15 protein-coding genes are annotated in these 18,364 nt (G+C 68.8%); 10 read left to right on the top strand and 5 right to left on the bottom strand.

Features of this window, described 5'->3' with window-relative positions; translation table 11 throughout:
• Positions 1 to 321, bottom strand: coding sequence for a transcriptional regulator (locus QHF89_RS36635; RefSeq protein ID WP_232379442.1), 321 nt, complete (start codon positions 319 to 321; stop codon positions 1 to 3).
• A gap of 104 nt (positions 322 to 425) precedes the next feature.
• Here QHF89_RS36635 and QHF89_RS36630 point away from each other — a divergent pair, with 104 nt between their 5' ends.
• Positions 426 to 2,408, top strand: coding sequence for a hypothetical protein (locus QHF89_RS36630; protein ID WP_136967478.1), 1,983 nt, complete (start codon positions 426 to 428; stop codon positions 2,406 to 2,408).
• Here the strand turns inward: QHF89_RS36630 and QHF89_RS36625 are convergent, their stop codons facing one another.
• From QHF89_RS36625 to QHF89_RS36615, 3 genes are all read right to left on the bottom strand, one after another.
• Positions 2,409 to 2,573 carry a hypothetical protein gene (locus QHF89_RS36625; RefSeq protein ID WP_284721395.1) on the bottom strand — a complete coding sequence of 55 codons (165 nt, stop codon included), beginning with the start codon at positions 2,571 to 2,573 and terminating at the stop codon, positions 2,409 to 2,411.
• Positions 2,574 to 3,472: 899 nt separating this feature from the next.
• Entirely contained in the window at positions 3,473 to 4,594 is a 1,122-nt protein-coding gene (locus QHF89_RS36620) for a hypothetical protein (RefSeq protein ID WP_136967479.1), read from the bottom strand.
• A gap of 19 nt (positions 4,595 to 4,613) precedes the next feature.
• Complete coding sequence (locus tag QHF89_RS36615) at positions 4,614 to 5,735, bottom strand: PEGA domain-containing protein (RefSeq protein ID WP_136928431.1); 1,122 nt, start codon at positions 5,733 to 5,735, stop codon at positions 4,614 to 4,616.
• A 311-nt stretch (positions 5,736 to 6,046) separates the two neighbouring features.
• Here QHF89_RS36615 and QHF89_RS36610 point away from each other — a divergent pair, with 311 nt between their 5' ends.
• The 4 genes from QHF89_RS36610 to QHF89_RS36595 are packed head-to-tail and all read left to right on the top strand — an operon-like array spanning position 6,047 to position 11,404.
• Positions 6,047 to 6,598: a hypothetical protein gene (locus QHF89_RS36610; protein ID WP_136967480.1), complete on the top strand. Its 552-nt coding sequence runs from the start codon at positions 6,047 to 6,049 to the stop codon at positions 6,596 to 6,598.
• A 50-nt stretch (positions 6,599 to 6,648) separates the two neighbouring features.
• On the top strand, positions 6,649 to 8,484 hold the full coding sequence (locus QHF89_RS36605; protein ID WP_284721394.1) for a hypothetical protein: 1,836 nt from the start codon (positions 6,649 to 6,651) through the stop codon (positions 8,482 to 8,484).
• Positions 8,485 to 8,523: 39 nt separating this feature from the next.
• Positions 8,524 to 9,996, top strand: a complete 1,473-nt coding sequence (locus QHF89_RS36600; protein ID WP_284721393.1) for a sigma-54-dependent transcriptional regulator — start codon at positions 8,524 to 8,526, stop codon at positions 9,994 to 9,996.
• Between the two features lie 43 nt (positions 9,997 to 10,039).
• Entirely contained in the window at positions 10,040 to 11,404 is a 1,365-nt protein-coding gene (locus QHF89_RS36595; RefSeq protein ID WP_136967481.1) for a TolC family protein, read from the top strand.
• A 120-nt stretch (positions 11,405 to 11,524) separates the two neighbouring features.
• Here QHF89_RS36595 and QHF89_RS36590 read toward each other — a convergent pair whose 3' ends face one another.
• Positions 11,525 to 13,336 carry a serine/threonine-protein kinase gene (locus QHF89_RS36590; RefSeq protein ID WP_136967482.1) on the bottom strand — a complete coding sequence of 604 codons (1,812 nt, stop codon included), beginning with the start codon at positions 13,334 to 13,336 and terminating at the stop codon, positions 11,525 to 11,527.
• Positions 13,337 to 13,550: 214 nt separating this feature from the next.
• Between QHF89_RS36590 and QHF89_RS36585 the strand changes: the two genes are divergently transcribed.
• The 5 genes from QHF89_RS36585 to QHF89_RS36565 all read left to right on the top strand — a co-directional run bounded on the left by QHF89_RS36585 (position 13,551) and on the right by QHF89_RS36565 (position 18,226).
• A complete protein-coding gene (locus tag QHF89_RS36585) occupies positions 13,551 to 14,222 on the top strand; it encodes a cytochrome c biogenesis protein (RefSeq protein WP_284721392.1) in 672 nt (223 codons plus the stop codon).
• 3 nt (positions 14,223 to 14,225) lie between these two features.
• Positions 14,226 to 14,492: a CcmD family protein gene (locus tag QHF89_RS36580; protein ID WP_136967484.1), complete on the top strand. Its 267-nt coding sequence runs from the start codon at positions 14,226 to 14,228 to the stop codon at positions 14,490 to 14,492.
• A 1-nt stretch (position 14,493) separates the two neighbouring features.
• A complete protein-coding gene (locus QHF89_RS36575; protein WP_170228964.1) occupies positions 14,494 to 14,637 on the top strand; it encodes a hypothetical protein in 144 nt (47 codons plus the stop codon).
• Between the two features lie 6 nt (positions 14,638 to 14,643).
• Entirely contained in the window at positions 14,644 to 15,786 is a 1,143-nt protein-coding gene (locus QHF89_RS36570; RefSeq protein WP_136928424.1) for an acyl-CoA dehydrogenase family protein, read from the top strand.
• Positions 15,787 to 16,615: 829 nt separating this feature from the next.
• Positions 16,616 to 18,226 carry an SBBP repeat-containing protein gene (locus QHF89_RS36565; RefSeq protein ID WP_136967485.1) on the top strand — a complete coding sequence of 537 codons (1,611 nt, stop codon included), beginning with the start codon at positions 16,616 to 16,618 and terminating at the stop codon, positions 18,224 to 18,226.
• Positions 18,227 to 18,364 lie beyond the last annotated feature (138 nt).

Raw genomic sequence — 18,364 nt, 5'->3', positions numbered from 1 at the left:
TCAGGGCTCGACGAAAAATTTGGGCGCTTCGATTCGCTCGCCTTTGCAACGCGGGCAGCGGCTCGGGCGCCCGAACGCGCGTCGATCCTCGAAGACATACCCACAGCCGAGGCAGGTCGCTGGGCTCACGCCGAGGGCGCTGCCCTGCCCGGCGAGCGAGCGGGCGACGTGTTCGAGGTGGGCGAGCACGTCTTTCTCGCGCAGCCCGAGCGTGACGGAGAGCGCGCGCGCCGTGGATCGCCCGGATCGTAATGCTTCGAGGAGCGCCTGCCGCGTGGTCTCGGCGCGCTCTTTGGGGACGGGCGGCTCCTTTTCCTTCATGATACGACAATTCTACAGGAAGAGCGCACGGAAGGCACGGCCCTCCGCAGGGCGGGCGCCGAGGAAATGCCGAGACGCCGTGATTTCCTGATAGAGTAGGGCCGATGAAGCGCTCGCTCTCCCTCCTCGTCCGGGCCGTGATCGGCGTGGGCCTCGGGCTCGGCTCGGCCGCATGTTCCTCGAACACCGAGGATCCGCTCGTTTGTGAGACCGTCACGCCGCCCGCGGGCGCGCCGAAGCTGCTCGGGGCCGATTGTGATCCGCTCGTCCCGACACAATGCGGCTATCCGTTCCCCTCGAACGTGTGGCTCACGGACGACACGAGCAAACCGACGGGAAAACGCGTGGCGTTCGGGGCGGCGACGCTCCCGGTCGCGGCGGGCCGCGGGCCGATGGATCCGGAATGGTGGGCGTCGAGCGACGGGTTTTCCCCGGGGCAACCGGCGTTGACGCACCTGCCCGGCGCGACGATCACGGGATTGCCGACGCAGGATTCGATCGAGCTCTCGCTTTCGGACGCGTCGCCGACCGTGATCCTGGATGCGGAGACGGGCGAGCGGGTGCCGCATTTCTCGGAGCTCGATCGGAGCCTCGTGGCGGAGGCGGACGAGGAGCGAGCATTTCTGGTGCGGCCGGTCGTGCGCCTCGCGGACGCGCGGCGGTACATCGTGGCGATTCGAAACGTGGTGGACACGAGCGGCAAGCCGATCGCAGCGTCGCCGGCGTTTCAGGCGCTCCGGGACGGGGCGGCGTCGTGTGATCCCTCGGTCGAGGCGCGGCGCGGGCTTTACGACGATATCTTCGCGCGGCTGGAGAAAGCGGGGATCTCGCGGAAGGATCTTCAGATCGCGTGGGATTTCACCACGGCGAGCCGCGAGAACAACACGGCCGCACTCGTGGCGATGCGGGACGACGCGCTCATGAAGGTGGGCGCGGAGGGGCCGGAATATACGCTGACGAGCACGGAGGAGTTCACGGAGGCGGAAAACCCGCGCATCTGGAAGCGGCTCGTGGGCATGATGAAGGTGCCGCTTTACCTGGAGGCGCCGGGGCCGGGGTCGTCGCTCGTGCGGGGGGACGATGGTTTGCCGAAGCAGAACGGCTTTGCCGAATACGAATTCGTGGTGCACGTGCCGCACGCGGCGAAGCAGGGGCAAAAGCTCGCGCTGATCCAGAATGGGCACGGCCTGCTAGGTTCGAAGTTCGAGGGGGGCGACGGATACCTCGGGGAGCTCGCGAACCGGCACGGTTACGTGGCTTTCTCCGTGGATCTCGTGGGTATGGCCAGCGAGGACGTGCCGAGCATCACGGACGCGCTGGTGACGGACGCAGGGGGCTTCCGGAAGAGCGTGGACCGGCAGCATCAGGGCATTCTGAACAGCCTGCTGGCGATGCGAATGATGTCGGGTCGTTTCGTGAACGAGCCGCTCCTGCAGGTGAACGGCGAGAGCGTGATCGACCCGACGCAGCGATTCTATCGGGGCGACAGCCAGGGCGGGATCTTCGGGACGACGTACATGGCGCTCTCGACGGACGTGACGCGTGGGCTCCTGAGCGTGCCGGGAATGCCCTACACGATGCTCCTGGATCGGAGCACCGATTTCGCGCCGTTTTTCCTGTTCCTGAAGGGCGCCTACGGGACGGGCCGGAACATCCAACTCGTGGAGGGGCTGATGCAGATGTTGTGGGATCGGACGGAGCCGAGCGGATACGCGCCGTACATCCGCGAAAACATGCTGCCGGGGACGCCTGCGCATGATCTCTTGATTCACGTGGCGATCGGAGACTACCAGGTGACGCCGCTCGGCGCGCACATCCTGGCGCGGGCGGTGGGCGCGAAGAACCTCACGCCGGTGAACCGGACGATCTGGGGCGTGGACGAGGCACCCGCGCCGCTGTCAGGGGCGGCGATCGTGGAATACGATTTCGGTTTGCCCGAGGCGCCGAAGACGAATACGCCGCCGAAGGGGGATGACGACCCGCACGGGAGGGTGCGGGGGCTCGATGCGGCTTATTCGCAGAGCCATGAGTTTTTCCGGACGGGGGTGATCAAGGCGTTCTGCGAGGGGGCGTGTGATCCGGAGTGATCAGGGGGCGCAGAGGCCGTTCTGGCACTTCTTGTTGTAACACTCGATGAGCTGGGTGCAGGGGTCGCCCGGCCCCTTGACGCAGGTTTTCTGGCCATCGCTATCAGGGTCTGCGCATTGGTTGCTCGCGCAGTCGCTGTTGATGAAGCATGGCAGGCCCAACATGCTCTCGCAGCCTCCGCCACCGTTGCACGCAAGGTTGTCGACGTGCAGGCAAGATTCGCCGTTGCCGAAGGTGGAGTCCTCTTCGTATTTAGGTGTCCAATCGCAAAATCCAATGGTTCCGGGCTGATTGCAGCTTTTACACGGGCCGTCGCACGCATTCGAGCAACAGACCCCGTCCGCACAGTAGCTGGCTTGGCAGTCACTCGCGCCCGCGCATCCTTTCCCTTGCGCACATCTAGGACAAAAACTGCCACCGCAGTCGACGTCCGTTTCGTCGCCATTCTTCTTGCCGTCGTTGCACCGAAAGCAGCTTTTTGAATCGGGCTCACAGAAGCTGCCACTTGGGCCGCAATCGGCATGTGTCAGGCATTGAACGCACGTCCCTGCCTCGTCACAGAGTTTGCCGCCGTTCACCGTGCATGGCGTACCTACGTTCTCGACGACGGAGATCTCTCCGCCTTTCCCGTCACATTGAGCCTGCTTGCAGTCCCCTTCAGGTTGGGGGGCTACCGGTGCTCCTGCCGCAGGGAGGGTACGCGTGCAGATCCGCGCGGCGCACGTCCAGTGCTCGCATGCCGTCGTGGTTCCGCAGTCGTCGGCGTTGATGCAACCTACACACTCCCCTGCGCCATCACAGACACCAAGCGGGCAGGTGCTCCGCGCCTCCGCTGGTCGTTGCTGGCAGACGTTCGCTTCACACGTCCAGACCGTGCACAGCGGAGGCTCTCCGCAATCGGTTGTCGTGATACATGCGCGACAACCAGCGTCGTCGCAGACCTTTTCGTAGTCGTCGAGGCTGAGAGCGACGCTGCATCCGACGATCGTGCCGGCGAGGAGAAGGGCCAGCGGGATCCGGATGGAGCGCATCGGGTTACCCCTCAGGGAAGGCGGTCACGCCCTCAAGGGCCACACACGCCGTTCGTGCATGTGTTGTTGAAGCATTCAACGGGCTGATTGCACGGGTCGCCAGGTCCCTTGACGCAAGTTTTTTGGCCATTGTTGTCAGGGTCAGCGCATCGGAGGCTGGCGCAATCCCCATTGCTGGCGCAGCTGGTATTGAGCGCCTGCAAACAGCTTGCCGCAGCGCTGCAAGCTAGTCCAGCAGCGTTCAAACAGGACATCCCATTCCCGTAGGAGGAATCTTCGCCATATTTTTCGATGGGATTACACTCGCCAACGAAACCAGGCAGATCACACGCGAGGCAGGGACCACTGCAAGGGGAACTGCAACATGCCCCATCGGCGCAATTGGCCGTCGTGCAGTCCCCTCCCGTGTTGCATGACTTGCCCTGCGTGCACTTGGGGCACCTGTTGCCACCGCAATCGCTATCGCTTTCATCGCCGTTCCGGATGCCATCCGTGCACGAGAAGCACGTGTTTGACTTGGGATCGCAATGAATGCCGGCTACTCCACAATCCGCATCCGTATTGCACTCGACGCAATTCCCCTCGCCGTCGCAGCTCTTCCCATTCCCCACGCTGCAAGGCGTCCCCTGCGCCGCCGGCATGCTCGTCGGCGTCCCGCCTACGCACGACGAGAGCTGACACGCCGTCGACGGCACGTCGCTGTTGTCGTTCGCCGTCGTCTCCTCGCCGTTGCCGTCGCATTGGATCTGCTGGCAATCCCCAGGCACCTGCGCAGGCACCGGCGTGCCCGACGGCGTGAACGTCAGGGTGCAGACGCCGCTGTTGCACGCGTACGGCGCGCAGTCCGTCGATTCTCCGCATTGATCCGGGCTCGTGCACCCGGTGCATTGGCCGTTCGCGTTGCATTTCAACGCGTTGTTCGTCCCGCAGGGCAGGCCCGCCACCTTCACGTGCGCGTTCGGTTGGCCCTCGCAGCCCTCCACCGTGCACGGGTCGCCGTCGTCCGCCGCCAGCTTGCACTCGCCCTTCAACGCCGTGTTCTCGCCGTTGCGGTCGATGTCCTCCGCCTCGTTCGAGCAGCCTGGGCCCTGCATCAGGCCGAGCACCGCCATGGGCACGAGCAAAATCCACGTCGCGCGATTCGTTCGCCGCATGTCCCGGTCCTCCATTCCCTCAGAACGAGCCGACCACCATGCCGCCCGTCTGGCCTGCGCCGAGGACCGGGACGACGTTCACACCCATCAGCTTCCGGCCGAGTGGCGTGCGCGGCAGCAAAAACAACCCCAGCGTGCCGATCGCCGCCACGCCGCCAATCACGTACCCCGCGATCGCGCCGTTTGCGGCCGCGTCCTGCGACGAGAGCGTGTCCTTCAGCTTCGCGCATCCCGCCGCATTCGGGACGAACCCGCCCGCGCCGCACAGGCCCGACGTCGTCGGCGTGGTCTGCCGCAGGATCATGAGCTGCTGATCCGCCTCGTCACTCTTGCTGTTCGCCATCATCGTCAGACCCACGCCGAGCCCGAGCCCGATCACCGTCAGCCCCGCGCCGCCGATCATTCCGTACGTGCGCCACTTCGGCGAGGGCAGGGGCGGCGGCTTCGGCTCCTCTTTCGGCTTCTTCTCCGGCTCCGGCTTGTCCGGCTCGGCGGCCAGCGGCGCCAGCGCGAACTCCATCTCGCTCTCGGTCGCCGGCGCCACCGCGAGCAGCTCCTTGCCCGGGTCGAAGCCGAACTTCTTCACCTCGATCTCGTGGCTGCCCGGATCGACGAAGACCGGCGCCGCGAGCGGCGTGCGGCCCACCGCGCGCCCGTCGACGACCACGTCCGCGCCCTCGACGTTCGCGTGGATGACGAGCGTCCCGAGCTTGCCCTTCGCCTCGTCGAGCAGCTTCTGCGCCGCCTGCTTCTCGATCGACGTCGCCGACTTCGCCTCGCGCACGAAAAGCTCGAGGTGCTCGGCCGCGTCGCGCGGCTTGCCCGTCTGCAGCTCCGACTGGCCCAGGATCAGGCCGTAGGCGGGATCGGGCTTCAGCTTGAACGCGGCGAGCGCCGCGTCCCGCGCCTTGTCCCACTGGAAGGCCTTGTGCGCCTTCTTCGCGTCCTCGAACAGGCGCACCGACTCCTTGTCGGCGTCCGCCGGCGACGGGGCCGGCGTCGGGGTCGCGGGCGCCGCGGCGCCTTTGTCCGGCGTCGCCGGTTTGCCCGGGGCGCCCTGCGCCCACGCGGCGGGCGTGCTGGTCCAAATGCCCGTCACGAGCAGGCCTGCTGCCCACCATCGCCCTCGTCGCATCGTCATCGACCCTGCGCTCCTTGCTTCGGCGCGCATTGGACCAAACAAGAGGCCTTTCCCTCAAGCGTAAAGTTTCGATCCGGGCGCGTCTCGCGGCGCCGGCGGCCAGGGCCCGCGCCCCTCGCGGAGACCGAAGGTGGGTCACCCCGCGGAAGTTCGAGAGGGTCGGAATCGAGCCGACATCATTTGTGGACCAAATGAATTTCCACCCCCGGGGACCTGCGCTCAGGCTCGCATTCCGGTCGCGCTCGGCTTCGTCCTCCCGCGGACCCGACGGGAAACTAGCTCCCGCTGCGGGACCATGTTCCAATCGCCGGATGCGCCGCTCGCTCCCGTTCGCGCTCGCCGGCCTTTTGATCGGCTCGTTCGCCTCGGCCGAGGCGTCGCCCCCGAAGCCTGCGCCTCCTGCCGCCGCCCAGGCGCCCGTGAGGAAGGCCAGGAAGGGGAAGAAGGCGAAGAAGCGGGATCCGAAGGCGCCCGTCGCGAACTCGCCGGGGTTTCAGCTCCTCGCGGGCGGCGTGAGCCGCGTGTCGGTCGAGATCAGCCAGAAGGTCGACATCACCGAGCACAAGGCCGAAGGGCGGATCGCGTACCGCATGAAGGGCGTCGTGGTGCCCACGCGGACGAATCGCTTGCCGCTGGAGACGATGTTTTTCCCGACGCCCGTGGGTCGCGTGCGGCTCGCCGAGCTCGATGACGGCGACGTGGATCTCGTGATCGAGCTCAAGCAACCGAGCACGCCGAGCTACAAGCTCGTCGAGACGGAGGGCGGCGTGACGTTGCAGGTCGATTTCCCGGCGCTCGCCGCAGGGAACCAGCCGCAGCCGGCCGCGCCGAAACAAGCGCAAGCCGAAGGGGCGATGCGCTGAACCGACGGGCGGTCGCCGCGGCCATCGGGGTCGCCGCGTGGATCTCGGGCGTGCAGGCGCGCGGGCAGGACCAACTCGGCGTGGCGGGGGAGGTCCAGTTTCGCGCCGACGAGGCGCACGCGGATCCCGAGCACGGAAAGGTCGAGCTCGAAGGGGACGTCGTCGTGACCTACGACCGCTTCCGGCTCACGAGCCGGAAGCTCGCGATCACGCTCGGCCCAAACGCGGTCGAGATGCGCGGGACGGCGAGGCTCACGCATTGCCCCTGCAAAGATTCGCCCGTCTCGCTGGAGGTCTCGGGCGCGCGGGCGACGGGGCAGGGGGACATCGAGCTGCGATGGCCGCGGCTCTACTTCGGGGCCTTGCCGATCTTCGTGCTGCCGTGGCTCCTCGTTCGGCCCGCGGATCGCGTGGGGCTCTTGCCGCCGCGGTTTGCGATGCGCGGCGACGATGGCGCGCTCCTCGGCGCGGGGGCGCGGTTTCCCTGGCGCGGCGCGGACGGGCGGCTCCGCGCGGTCGAGCTGTTCGCGTCGGGGTACGTGCAGGGAGGCGTGGAGCTCGGCGCGCGGATCGAGGGGCCCACGATGACGGGGCGCTTCACGTGGGATCGGCTCCGGCAGGATCGGTTCGTCGCGGATACACACGGGTTCGTCCGGTCGGACGTGCGGCCGGACGTGCGGATCGCCTGGGACCTCGATGCGATCCGGGGCGCGCGGGGACTCGTGGCGACGCCCTCGCTCACGGCAGCGGCGCAGCCCTTCGACGTCGGCGCGGCCAGCGTGACCATGCAGGTCTCGCCGGGGCGCGGCGCGGGCGCGATCCTCGGGACCGGGCTCGTCGCGCGGGCGCGGCGTGGGGAAGGGCCGATCGTTTGGGGGCCAACGGCATTCGCCGGGGCCTCCGGGGCGGTGGGGCGACGCGGGAGCTGGGAGGCGAACGCGGCGCTGGCGATGCTTTCAGGGCAAACGAATGCGCCGTACGCGCGCGCCGAGGCGGGGATCGAGGTCGCGCCTCGCCTCGGGCCGGTCTTCACGCGGGCGCGGCTCGGGACGCGGGCGCGGTTCGCGGGGCCCGAGGGCGCGCCGGTGGCCTGGGACGCCGTGGCCGAGGCGCGGGCCGAGGCGTTCGTCACCCTGGAACAATCGTTCGCCGGGGCCAAGGACGCGGCCCCGCTCGTGCATCGCATCTCGCCGCGGCTCGAAGCGCGCGGCGCGGTCGCGCAGGGCGCGGGGGCGTTTTTCCAGGCGATACGGCCGGATCTCGGGCCCGCGCTCGGGCTCGCGGCGTTCGGCGTATCGAGCTCGCTCGGGCAAGCGTTCGGCAGCTCCCTCGAAGCCGAGGTCAAGGGCGGGCTCGTCGCGACGACCACGGGGACGAGCGCCGTCGGATGGGCGAGCGCGGAGGGCACGCGTGGGCCCGTGAGCGCGCGGATCGAGGCGATCGCGAGCAAGGGGAGCGTCGAGCTCCCGGACGAAGCAGGCGACGGAATTTCTGCCCTCGCGGAGCTCCGCGTGGGTTTCGAGGACAAGACGACGGTCCTCCTCGACGTGTACGGGCGCGCGGCGGGAAAGGGCGCGCTCGCGCGTTCGCTCGGCGGCGGGCTCCTGCTCGGCGACACGATCGGGCTCGTGGCAGCGCGTGGGGTGCTCCTCGGCCTGGGGTATTCGAGGCCGCTCTTCAGCGGCATCACGGGGAACATCCGCGCCGACACCGATCTGTGGACGCGGGCGATCGTGGGTCTTGGCGGCGCACTTTCGTACCGGCATCCGGACGGGTGCGTGGCGCTCGAGGTCGGCGGGAGTCGGCGCGCGGGGCGGCCCGGTACGGACATCTGGGTATCGGTCGACCTCGTCCCCCCGCTGCCCGCCCGAGCGGCGTCACGCTGACTTGCGCGCGGGGGATTCGGTTGCGACCATGGAAGCGACGTGCCGAGCGAGACGACGCAAGGGGCGACCAAGGCGCCGAAGGCGCACGTGATGGTGGTCGACGACGAACCGGCGCTGCGTCGCAGCCTGGCGCGCGTGCTCCTCGCCGAGGGCTTCGACGTGATGACGGCCGAGGACGGCGCTGCCGCGCTCACGTTGCTCTCGACGGCGCGCGCGGTCGACGTCGTGCTGCTCGACGTGATGATGCCCGGCCCGAGCGGCATGGAAGTGCTCGCGCGGATCAAGGAGCAACACCCCGAGGTCGAGGTCGTCATGATGACGGCGTTCGGCGACATCGACACGGCCGTCGCGGCGGTGCGGCAAGGCGCCTACAACTTCCTGACGAAGCCGTTCGGGCCCACGGAGACCGTGGCGCTCGCGCTCATGCAGGCCGCCGAGCACAAGCGGCTCGTCGATCGGACACGCCTGCTCGAGCAGCGCCTCGTGGAGCACGAGCGGTTCGGCGAGCTGATCGGCCGTTCGTCGCGGATGCAGGACGTCTACCGGATCGCGCTCGGCGCGGCGCCGACGACGTCGACGGTGCTGATCCTCGGGGAGAACGGGACGGGCAAGGAGCTCGTCGCGCGCGCGATCCATCAGCACAGCCTGCGGAGCGACAGGCCACTCCGCGCGATCAACTGCGGCGCGATCCCCGAGACGCTCGTGGAGACCGAGCTCTTCGGCAGCATGCGCGGCGCGTTCACCGGCGCGCAAGACAGGCCGGGGCTCTTCGAACTCGCCGACAAAGGGACGGTGTTCCTCGACGAGATCGGCGATCTGCCGCTGAGCGCGCAGGCGAAGCTCCTGCGCGCGCTCGCCGAGGGCGAGATCAAGCGCGTGGGCGCGACGGAGCCGAAGACGGTCGACGTGCGCGTGATCGCCGCGACGAACGTGGACCTGAAGGAGCGGATCGCGTCGGGGCGTTTCCGGGAGGACCTTTATTATCGGCTCGCCGTGATCCCCGTGCATTTGCCGCCGCTCCGGCAACGGAAAGAAGATATCCCGCTGCTCGCGTACCACTTCTTGCACAAGTACGCGCGGCGCAGCGGCCGGGACATCAAGCGGATCGGGGTCGAGGCGCTCCGGCTTTTGCGCGAGCAGCCCTGGCCGGGGAACGTGCGGCAGCTCGAGAACGCGATCGAGCACGCGGTGGTGATGACGCGCGGCGACTCGATCCTGCCCTCGGACCTGCCGTTCGGGCGCGACGAGGCGCCCGCGGGGGAGGACGGGGCGCCGGGCGATACGCGGGCGTTCTGGGGCGATACGCTGTCGGAGCTGCCGTTCACGCAGGCGAAGGAGAAAGCGGCGCTCGCGTTCGAGCGCGCCTACGTGGAGCGGCTGCTCAAGCGAACGAGCAACAACGTGAGCGAGGCGGCGCGGCAGGCGGGGATGGATCGCTCGAATTTCCGGCGGCTCATGAAAAAAGTACGCGCGTCCGCGGACGACGGCGCCGGCGAGGACGACGAAGGCTAACAACGGTTGCAGCGAGCGGGCCCCTGTGAAAAAGAGCGCGGACATGGCGCAGCGGTCGATCCGGCGATGGCTCCTCGGGGCGGCCCTTTCCCTGGGCCTTCTGGCCTTGCCGGCGCCCGCGGAGGCCGCGGACAAGGTCGTCTACGATCTGCGGAAGATCCTGGAGATCGCCGAGCGAAACCACCCGAACGTGCTCGCGGCCCGGGCGCGGCTCGCGCAGGTGCGGGCGCAGCTCGACGAGGCCCACCGCGCGCCGTTCAGTCAATTCCGCATGAGCGGCGGCGTGGGCCTCGCGCCGACCGTGCTCGGCAACAACATGTTCAGCCCGAACACGGACGTGTCGCTGACGAGCAGCCTCGGGCTCGCCTGGAGGGCCAGCGTCGATGGGGTCGTGCCGCTCTGGACCTTCGGCAAGATCACGAACCTGTGGGAGGCGGCCGAGGCGAACGTCGAGGTGAACAAGGCGAACGTCGAGAAGGAGCGCGACGCCGTGCGCCTCGACGTGCGCCGGGCCTATTTCGGCCTGCAGCTTGCGCGTGATGGGGCCCTGCTCCTCAAGGACGTGCGCGCGGCGATCGACAAGGCCATCGGCAAGATGAAGGAGTCGATCGAGGAGGACGAGGGCGACCCGATCGAGCTCTTCAAGCTGCAGACGTACACGGCCGAGCTCGAAGTGCGCGAGGCCGAGGTCACGCGGTACACGACGGTGGCGCTTTCGGGGCTCAGGTTCTTCACGGGCATCCCGGATCTCGACATCCCCGACGCGCCGCTCAAGCCGCCGACGCACAAGCTCGGGCATGTGTCGCGGTACCTGACGGCGGCGCGGCTGCATCGGCCGGAGCTCGCGATGGCGCGGGCCGGCGTGCAAGCGCGGCGCGCGCAGGTCGAGGTGGCGCGGGCGCAGCTCTTCCCGGATATCGGCCTCGGCTTGAACGCGGGGTATGCGCGGGCGCCCGAGGTGGCGAACCAGATCAACCCGTTCGGCTCGGATACGGCGAACTTCTTCTGGTACGGCGCGGCCGTCGTGTTCAACTGGAAGCTCGATTTCCTGCCGCAATCGGCCCGCATCGAGTACGCCGAGGCGCAACTCGAAGAAATGCGCGCGACGGAAAAACTCGCGCTCGGCGGCGCGGGGGTCGAGGTGGAGACGGCCTACGCCGAGGTCGTCGACTGGCAGAGGCGCGTGGACGCGTATTCGAAGGCCGTGTCGTACGCCCGCAAGTGGCTGGTGACGGTGCAGCAAGGCATCGACGTGGGGACGCGCGAGGAGAAAGACGTCCTCGACCCGGCGAAGGCGTTCGCGACGAACCGGTTCAACCTGATGAACGCGATGATGGAGCTCGATCTCGCGATGAGCCGGCTCGCGAAGGCCACCGGCTGGGACGCGATCGCGCCCGACGGCCTTTAGCAGGGGGCTGAGAAACGCAGCGAGCGCCTCGAAGCTAGGGAGGGCGACGCAGGAATACTCCAGTATTCCGAGGAGCCCGACCGACGATTCGGGGCGCGCAGCAAGTTTATCGGCCCCCTGCTATCGGACGACGATCCAGAGCAGGATGAGCAGGAGCGCGACGAGGCCACTCGCGCTGCCCACCGCAATGGCGAGCTGCGTGCGCGGCGGGGCGTGTTGCCAGAAGTTCACGAGCGCCGCGAGGCCGCCGCCCGCGGGCGGCGGAGGCGCCTGCGTGGGCTGACCGGGCCGCGTCATCCATGCGGGCGGCGCGCCGGGGCCCATGGGCAAGGGGCCCGTCGTGCCGGGGATGTTCACGGCCGGCAGGTTGCTCTGCGAGGTCATGAGCTGGCCCGGCATGGGCGGCGGGCGGAACATGCCCGGCGGCATCCCAGGCTGGCCCATCATGCCCGGAGGCGGCGCCGCGTAGACGCCGGACCCCGTCGGCGTGGGCGCGCCGAAGCCCCCCGGGTTTGGGGGGCCATACGGGCCGAGCGGCGGCAGGTTCTGAAGCTCGGGGAACTGGCTCGTGTCGATCGGCGCCGTCTTCGCGTACTTGTTGCCCGGGCCGAACGTGTTCTTCGCGGCCGCGAAGTCGCCCGGCTTGACCGGCGCCGTCGGCGGATCGTCGATGTTCTCCGACGGGATCGCGTACTGGCGTTGCCCGCGGCTCGGCTCGACGAGCATGCGCGTCTTCTCGCTGTCGGGCACGCGCTCGGGCAGCTCGGGTTTGACGTAGAACGTCGTGGGCGTGTCGCGCCGCTCGCCGGGCTCGTCGTCGTCGTCGCGCCCCGGGCTCGACGGCAACGACGGCGTGAGCTCGTCGATCGGCGGCACGGGGCCGTCGGGCAGCGGGAAGGCCTGGGTCGCCTCGCTGGACGGGATCGACCGCAGGCCCGAGGGCGTCGGCGCACCGCCGAAAGGCCCTGCGTGCGAGGGGCGCGGCGGCTCGGGCGCGGCGGGCCGCTGCGGCTCGTGCATCCACGCGGAGAGGGAACGATCGCCGAACGGCGCGAGGTCGCGGCAGAGGTCGAGCACGCCGCTTTGTCGATCGTCGCGGTCGGGCGCGAGCGCGCGCATGATCGCCTTGCCCACGGGCTGCGGCAGATCGGGACGCAGCCGCGCGATGTCCGTGGGCGGGCCCGAGCAGAGCGCGAAGACGAGGTCGCCGATGGTGTCCGCGTCGTAAGGCTTGCGGCCGGTCAAGCACTCGTAAAGCACGACGCCGAGCGAGTAGAGATCGCTGCGGCCGTCGACGCCCGAGGGGTTCCGGAGCTGCTCGAGGCTCATGTAGTACGGCGTGCCGACCGTGGAGCCCGTGCGCGTGAGCGAGCCGCCGGGGACGGGCGCGTCGCTGGCGATCTTGACGATGCCGAAGTCGAGGAGCTTGACGTCGTAGACGCCGGGGCTCGGGCCCGGTCCGAGGTGAATGTTGTCGGGCTTGAGATCCCGGTGGACGATGCCCTGCGTATGCGCCTCGGCGAGGCACTCGCCGACCTGCAGCGCGACGTTGACCGTGAGCTCGAGCGGGAGCTGCCCCGCCTCGTGCAAGAGCTCGCGCAGGCTCTGCCCGGCGAGCAGCTCCATCACGAGGTACGGGCCCTCGGTCGGGCTCATGCCCATGTCGACGATCTTCACCGCGCGCGGGCTCTTGAGGAGGCTCGTCGCTCGGGCTTCCTGCTCCAGGCGCTGGTACGTCGTCGGATCGAGCAGGGACTTGAGGGCCAAGCGCTGGCCCGTGCGGACATGCTCGACCTCGTGCACGAGGCCGTTGCCGCCGCCTCCGATGAGCCGAAGGACGCGGTAACGACCGTCGACGACGGTACCGGGACGGAACGCGGGGACGTCGGCCTGTACATCTGCCGGAGCTTGCTCGGGGCGAATGGGGGCCATGGGGATAGCGGCTCGGACGCGAGTCTAGATCAGCTCGTCGCCGAGGGATACTTTCCAGGAGGGGAAGCGCGACGCGGGAGGTGTGGGTCCTTGAACACCCGCGACCTTGCCACTACCGTTGCCGCTCACCATGGCGACGAGCGAGGCTTTGGCAGCCGGAACGAAAGTCGAAACGTCCGGCTCCCGCTCCTGGGGGGACGTTGTCTTTTACACGGTGCTCGCCCTCTGCGCGGCCGCGTTCCTGATCACGCTCCAGGTGATCTTCTTCAAGGCGCCCGTCGAGTCGACGATGGGCATCGTCCAGAAGATCTTCTACTTCCACGTGCCCATCGCGTACTCGATGTACGTCGGGGCCGCCGTGTGTTTCCTCGGTTCGGCGGGGTACCTCGCCCGCGGGACGCGCGGCTGGGACGCACTCGCCCGCGCAGGCGCAGAGTGCGCGGTGGCGATGGGCGTGCTCGTGCTCGTGACCGGCGCGCTCTGGGGCGCGAAGGCGTGGGGCGTGTACTGGACCTGGGATCCGCGGCTCACGACGGCGCTGCTCTCGGTGCTGATCTACGTGGCGTACGTGGTGATGCGGGCGTTCGCGGGCGACGGGGATTCGGAGCGGAAGTTCGCGGCAGCGCTCGGGGTGCTCGGCGCGGCGAACCTGCCGATCATCCACTACTCGGTGCAGAAGTGGGGCGGCAACCACCCGAAGGTGATCACGTCGGGCGGCGGCGGGCTCAAGCATCCAGACATGAAGCTCGCGCTCATGCTCGGGTTCTTGACGTTCACGTTGCTCGCGGTGGTGTTGATCTGGACGCGCGTGCGGATCGAGCTCGCAGCGTCGCGGCTGAGTGAGGCCGAGGAAGAGGCGCTCGAGCTCGGCGTGGGCGAGGAGTAGACGATGTCGGCAGATCAAGCAGGACAACAAGCGCCGGGGACAGCAGGCCAGGGGACGGCCGACGATCGCTCGACGACGTTTCGCGCGGTCGAGGGCGGCAACCAGATGCAGAGCGGCGAGAAGCTGCTCGTCGAGGCATACGCGGTCATCTGGATCGTGGTCCTCGTGTTCGTCGCGTCGATGTTCCGACGGCAGCGTCGGCTCGACCGGCGAATCGAGACGCTGGAGGTGGCACTCCAGAAGGCGCGCGCGAAGACCGGGAGCGAGTGACGTGCCGGACTTCGGTCAGATCACGCCCCAGCACGTGATCTACATCCCGAGCGTTCTTCTCCTCGGGCTCGTCGTCGGTTACACCCTGGGCGCGCGCGCCGTGCGCGCAGAGCTCGAGAAGCGCAAGCGCAGGATGAAGGAGTAGGAGCCCGTGGTCGATTTCTCGCTGTCCGAAGAGCACAAGGGTCTCATCGAGACCGCCCGCCGCTTCACGAAGGAGCGGATCACCCCGATCGCGGCCGCGTGTGATCACGAGTCCCGCTTCCCGATGGATGTCTTCAAAGAGGCGTGGGAAATCGGCCTCGTGAACCCGACGGTCCCCGCCGAGTACGGCGGCTCGGGCATGGGCGAGCTGGAGAACGCGATCATCACGGAGGAGCTCGCGTACGGGTGCACGGGCATCCAGACGAGCCTGCTCGCGAACGGCCTCGCGCTGACGCCGATCAAGCTCGGCGGGAGCGAGGAGCAGAAGAAGAAGTACCTCGGCCTGCTGACGAGCGAGCCGGTGATGGCGAGCTACGCGACGAGCGAGCCCGACGCAGGCAGCGACGTGGCCGGTATCCAGACGCGCTTCGCGCAGCACGGCGACGACTACGTGCTGAACGGGCAGAAGTGCTGGATCACGAACGCGAGTTACGCGCGGTTCTACGTGATCTTCGCGACGAGCAACACCGAGCTCCGGCACCGGGGCATCGCGGCGTTCATCGTGGATCGCGACACGCCCGGGCTCCGCGTGGGCAAGAAGGAGGACAAACTCGGGCAACGCGCGAGCGACACGGCGCAGATCTTCCTCGAGGACGTGGTCGTGCCAAAGGCGAACCTGCTCGCGCCCGAGGGCAAGGGCTTCAAGCTCGCGATGGAGACGTTCAACCAGACGCGCCCCGACATCGGCGCAGGCGCGACAGGCCTGATGCGCCGCTGCCTCGACGAGTGCGTGGCCTACGCGAAGGAGCGCAAGACCTTCGGCACGCCCATCGCGAACCACCAGCTCGTGCAGTGGATGATCGCCGAGATGGCCATCCGCGTGGAAGCGACGCGGCTGCTCTATCAGAAGGCCGCCTGGAACCTGGACCACGGCGTGCGGGATCCGATCGTGTCGAGCTTCGCGAAAGCCTACGGCGCCGACAGCGCGATGCAGACGGCCGTGGACGCCGTGCAGGTCTTCGGCGGCAACGGGTACGTGAAGGAGTACCCCGTGGAGAAGCTCATGCGCGACGCAAAGGTCCTCCAGATCTACGAAGGCACGAGCCAGATCCAGCGCATCGTGATCGCCAAGCAGCTCTTCGGCGGCTGAGCCCCGCCTTGGGGCCGCCGCGCCGGGGCGCTGCCCCGGACCCCGCGGGGGCTGTTCGCCCCTCGACCCGAACCAGGCACGGCCTGGACCGGGATGGAAGAACTGCGCGGTGCGCAGTTCTTCCAACGGGCCGGTGGCAAGACCATGGGGGGGCGTCTCGAACGGGCGACGAGCACGCTGCCGGCTGAACCTGCAGCGCTGCCGCCTTGGTGGGCAGGATCGTCGCCGGTCTTGACCCTGGCTGTTCGATGAACTGCGCGGAGCGCAGTTCATCGACCCTCGGTCCAGGCCGTGCCTGGTCCGGGTCCCGGGGCGGACAGCCCCGGGCGGGGCTTGGGGCAGCGCCCCAGCGCGGCGCCCCCACCCTGAGACCCCTCCTTGGCGCCCGGCCCCATGGGGTCACCACGGGGCGCGGAATGCCCTGCATCCCTGCAAGATCGTGATCGCTCCCCGCGGATTGCCTCCTGCCGTGCCGCAACCCGGCCGCCGTCTGCGCGCCCGCCGACCTTGGGCGCCGGGAACCGCGGGTCCCTGGGCGCGTCTGCTGCCTTGCGGCGCCGCAGGTGGCCCTCCGCGCTCACCTGCACCCGATCGACGGCGCCGCAGCTCGACAGCCTTGCTCTGGAGGCGCCGACCTGCGGCGCTGCAAGTCTTCCTCCGTGAGGCCGTCTCTCGTTCTGCGGCGCTGCGGGGCCCCGAGCGCGCTCTGCGCCCCCCATCCTGCGGCGCCTCAAGACCTCCTTTTCCCGCTGCCCCCTCTACACGTGCGCGCCGACCGTTGATATCAACGAGGACTGGCGAACTTTCCCTTTGCGGGAGGAATGGCTTCATGCGGACACGTCGCGCGCATCCTTCGATCCTCAAGGCGTCCTCCGGCGCCGGTAAGCTCCTTGGCACGGGCACCTTGCTGGCTTCGTTCGTCTGCGCGGGAGCTCTCGTGGCGCTCGCGTCCGCGTGTAGTGGCGGGGAGAGCGGCGCGGGGGGCTCGGGTGCTGGAACGGGCGGCGCCGGGGCGGCGGGCGGCGGCCAGGGTGGCGACGGGCTCCAGGACTTCGTCACGAGCGCGTCGAGCAGCTCGTCGTCGAGCTCTTCCGGGACCGGCGGGCAGAATCCTGGGCCCATGTGCGACCCGCCGAATCCGAACGGCGGCGTCACCGCGTTTGCTGCCGCGTACGGCGACGCGCAAACGCAGAGCGGCGTGTCTGTCTCGACCGACAAGACGGGCAACATCCTCCTCGCCGGTGCTCTCCAGGGCACGATGAACCTCGGCGGGACCATGCTCACGAGTGGCGGCAAGGAGGATGCGTTCGTCGCGAAGCTCAATTCGGCCGGCCAGGTGATCTGGGCGAAGCGCTTTGGCGACGGGCAGAACCAGAGTGCGACGGGCATCGGCGCTGACGCCGAGGGCAACGTCTACGTCACGGGCATCTTCATCGGCACCGTCAACTTCGGCGGCTCGAACCTCACGAGCGACACGAACTTCTTCCAGGACGTCTTCCTCGTGAAGTTCGCGCCCGACGGCAGCCACGTCTGGAGCAAGAAGTTCGGCGATTCGAACATCCAGTACGCGCGTGCGCTCGCGGTCGACGGCGTCGGCAACGTCGTCATCGCGGGTTACTTCCAGCAGCAGGTCGACTTCGGCGGCGGCGTCCTCACCGCGGCGGGCCAGGCCTTCGACGCGTTCGTCGCCAAGTTCAACGCGACGGGACAGCACCTCTGGAGCAAGAAGTACGGTAACGACGCCGATCAGTCGGCGAAGAGCCTCGCGGTCGACGGCGCGGGCAATGTGTACGTCGCGGGCGAGGCGTCGGGCGCGATCGATTTTGGCGCGGGGCTGGTCATGGCCCAGGGCAACCCGAGCGCGTTCGTCGCCAAGCTCGATTCGCAGGGCGCTCCGCTCTGGGCGAAGCTCAGCTCGGGCGCGGGCAAGGCCTCGGCGAACGCGGTTGCCGTGTCGCCTTCGGGCGCGGTGGCCGTGGCCGGGCAGTTCCAGGGCACGTTTGATCTCGGCGGCAAGCCCATGACGAACATCGACGTCGACGATGCGTTCGTCTCGGTGCTCACCTCGTCCGGCGCGCAGACGTATACGCGCGCGTTCGGCGATCCGACCTTCCAGCGCGCCGACGGTGTGGCGTTTGCGCCGAACGGGGACGTGCTGCTCGCGGGCGCGTTTACCGGCTCGATCGATCTCGGCGGCGGGGCCAGCCCGAGCGCGGATGGGTTCGACATGTTCCTCGGCCGGCTCGCCGCGAAGGACGGCTGCCTCGTCTGGGGCCGCAGTTATGGCGGGCCTCTCGTGCAGTCGCCGCAGTCGCTCGTGTTTGATCCGGTCTCGGGCAACGTGATTTTGACCGGCAGCTTCGGGGGCACGGTCGACTTTGGCCTCGGCCCGCTGACCGCCGCCGGCGATGACGCTTTCCTCTTCGCTGTCAAGCCCTGAAACGAACGCCGCGGGCGCCCCGGGGGCGGTTCTCGCGGCGTCTTCGTGCTCACGCGTCGCCGCGAGGATCGCCGGCTCGACCGTCCGACACATTCGGCGCGCCTGATTTCCTGCGCAATGGGCGGGGAGGGGCGCGCC

This window comes from Polyangium sorediatum (assembly GCF_029946465.1).
GTDB lineage: Bacteria > Myxococcota_A > Polyangia > Polyangiales > Polyangiaceae > Polyangium > Polyangium fumosum.
Note: the sequence above shows the minus strand (reverse complement) of the source record. Positions and strands in the feature narration are given on the sequence as shown.

Excerpts from the sequence above, each read along its gene's own strand:
- QHF89_RS36635 (WP_232379442.1), bottom strand. The coding sequence starts at position 321 with ATGAAGGAAAAGGAGCCGCCCGTCCCCAAAGAGCGCGCCGAGACCACG.
- QHF89_RS36630 (WP_136967478.1), top strand. The coding sequence starts at position 426 with ATGAAGCGCTCGCTCTCCCTCCTCGTCCGGGCCGTGATCGGCGTGGGC.
- QHF89_RS36625 (WP_284721395.1), bottom strand. The coding sequence starts at position 2,573 with ATGTTGGGCCTGCCATGCTTCATCAACAGCGACTGCGCGAGCAACCAA.
- QHF89_RS36620 (WP_136967479.1), bottom strand. The coding sequence starts at position 4,594 with ATGCGGCGAACGAATCGCGCGACGTGGATTTTGCTCGTGCCCATGGCG.
- QHF89_RS36615 (WP_136928431.1), bottom strand. The coding sequence starts at position 5,735 with ATGACGATGCGACGAGGGCGATGGTGGGCAGCAGGCCTGCTCGTGACG.
- QHF89_RS36610 (WP_136967480.1), top strand. The coding sequence starts at position 6,047 with ATGCGCCGCTCGCTCCCGTTCGCGCTCGCCGGCCTTTTGATCGGCTCG.
- QHF89_RS36595 (WP_136967481.1), top strand. The coding sequence starts at position 10,040 with ATGGCGCAGCGGTCGATCCGGCGATGGCTCCTCGGGGCGGCCCTTTCC.
- QHF89_RS36590 (WP_136967482.1), bottom strand. The coding sequence starts at position 13,336 with ATGGCCCCCATTCGCCCCGAGCAAGCTCCGGCAGATGTACAGGCCGAC.
- QHF89_RS36580 (WP_136967484.1), top strand. The coding sequence starts at position 14,226 with ATGTCGGCAGATCAAGCAGGACAACAAGCGCCGGGGACAGCAGGCCAG.
- QHF89_RS36565 (WP_136967485.1), top strand. The coding sequence starts at position 16,616 with ATGCGGACACGTCGCGCGCATCCTTCGATCCTCAAGGCGTCCTCCGGC.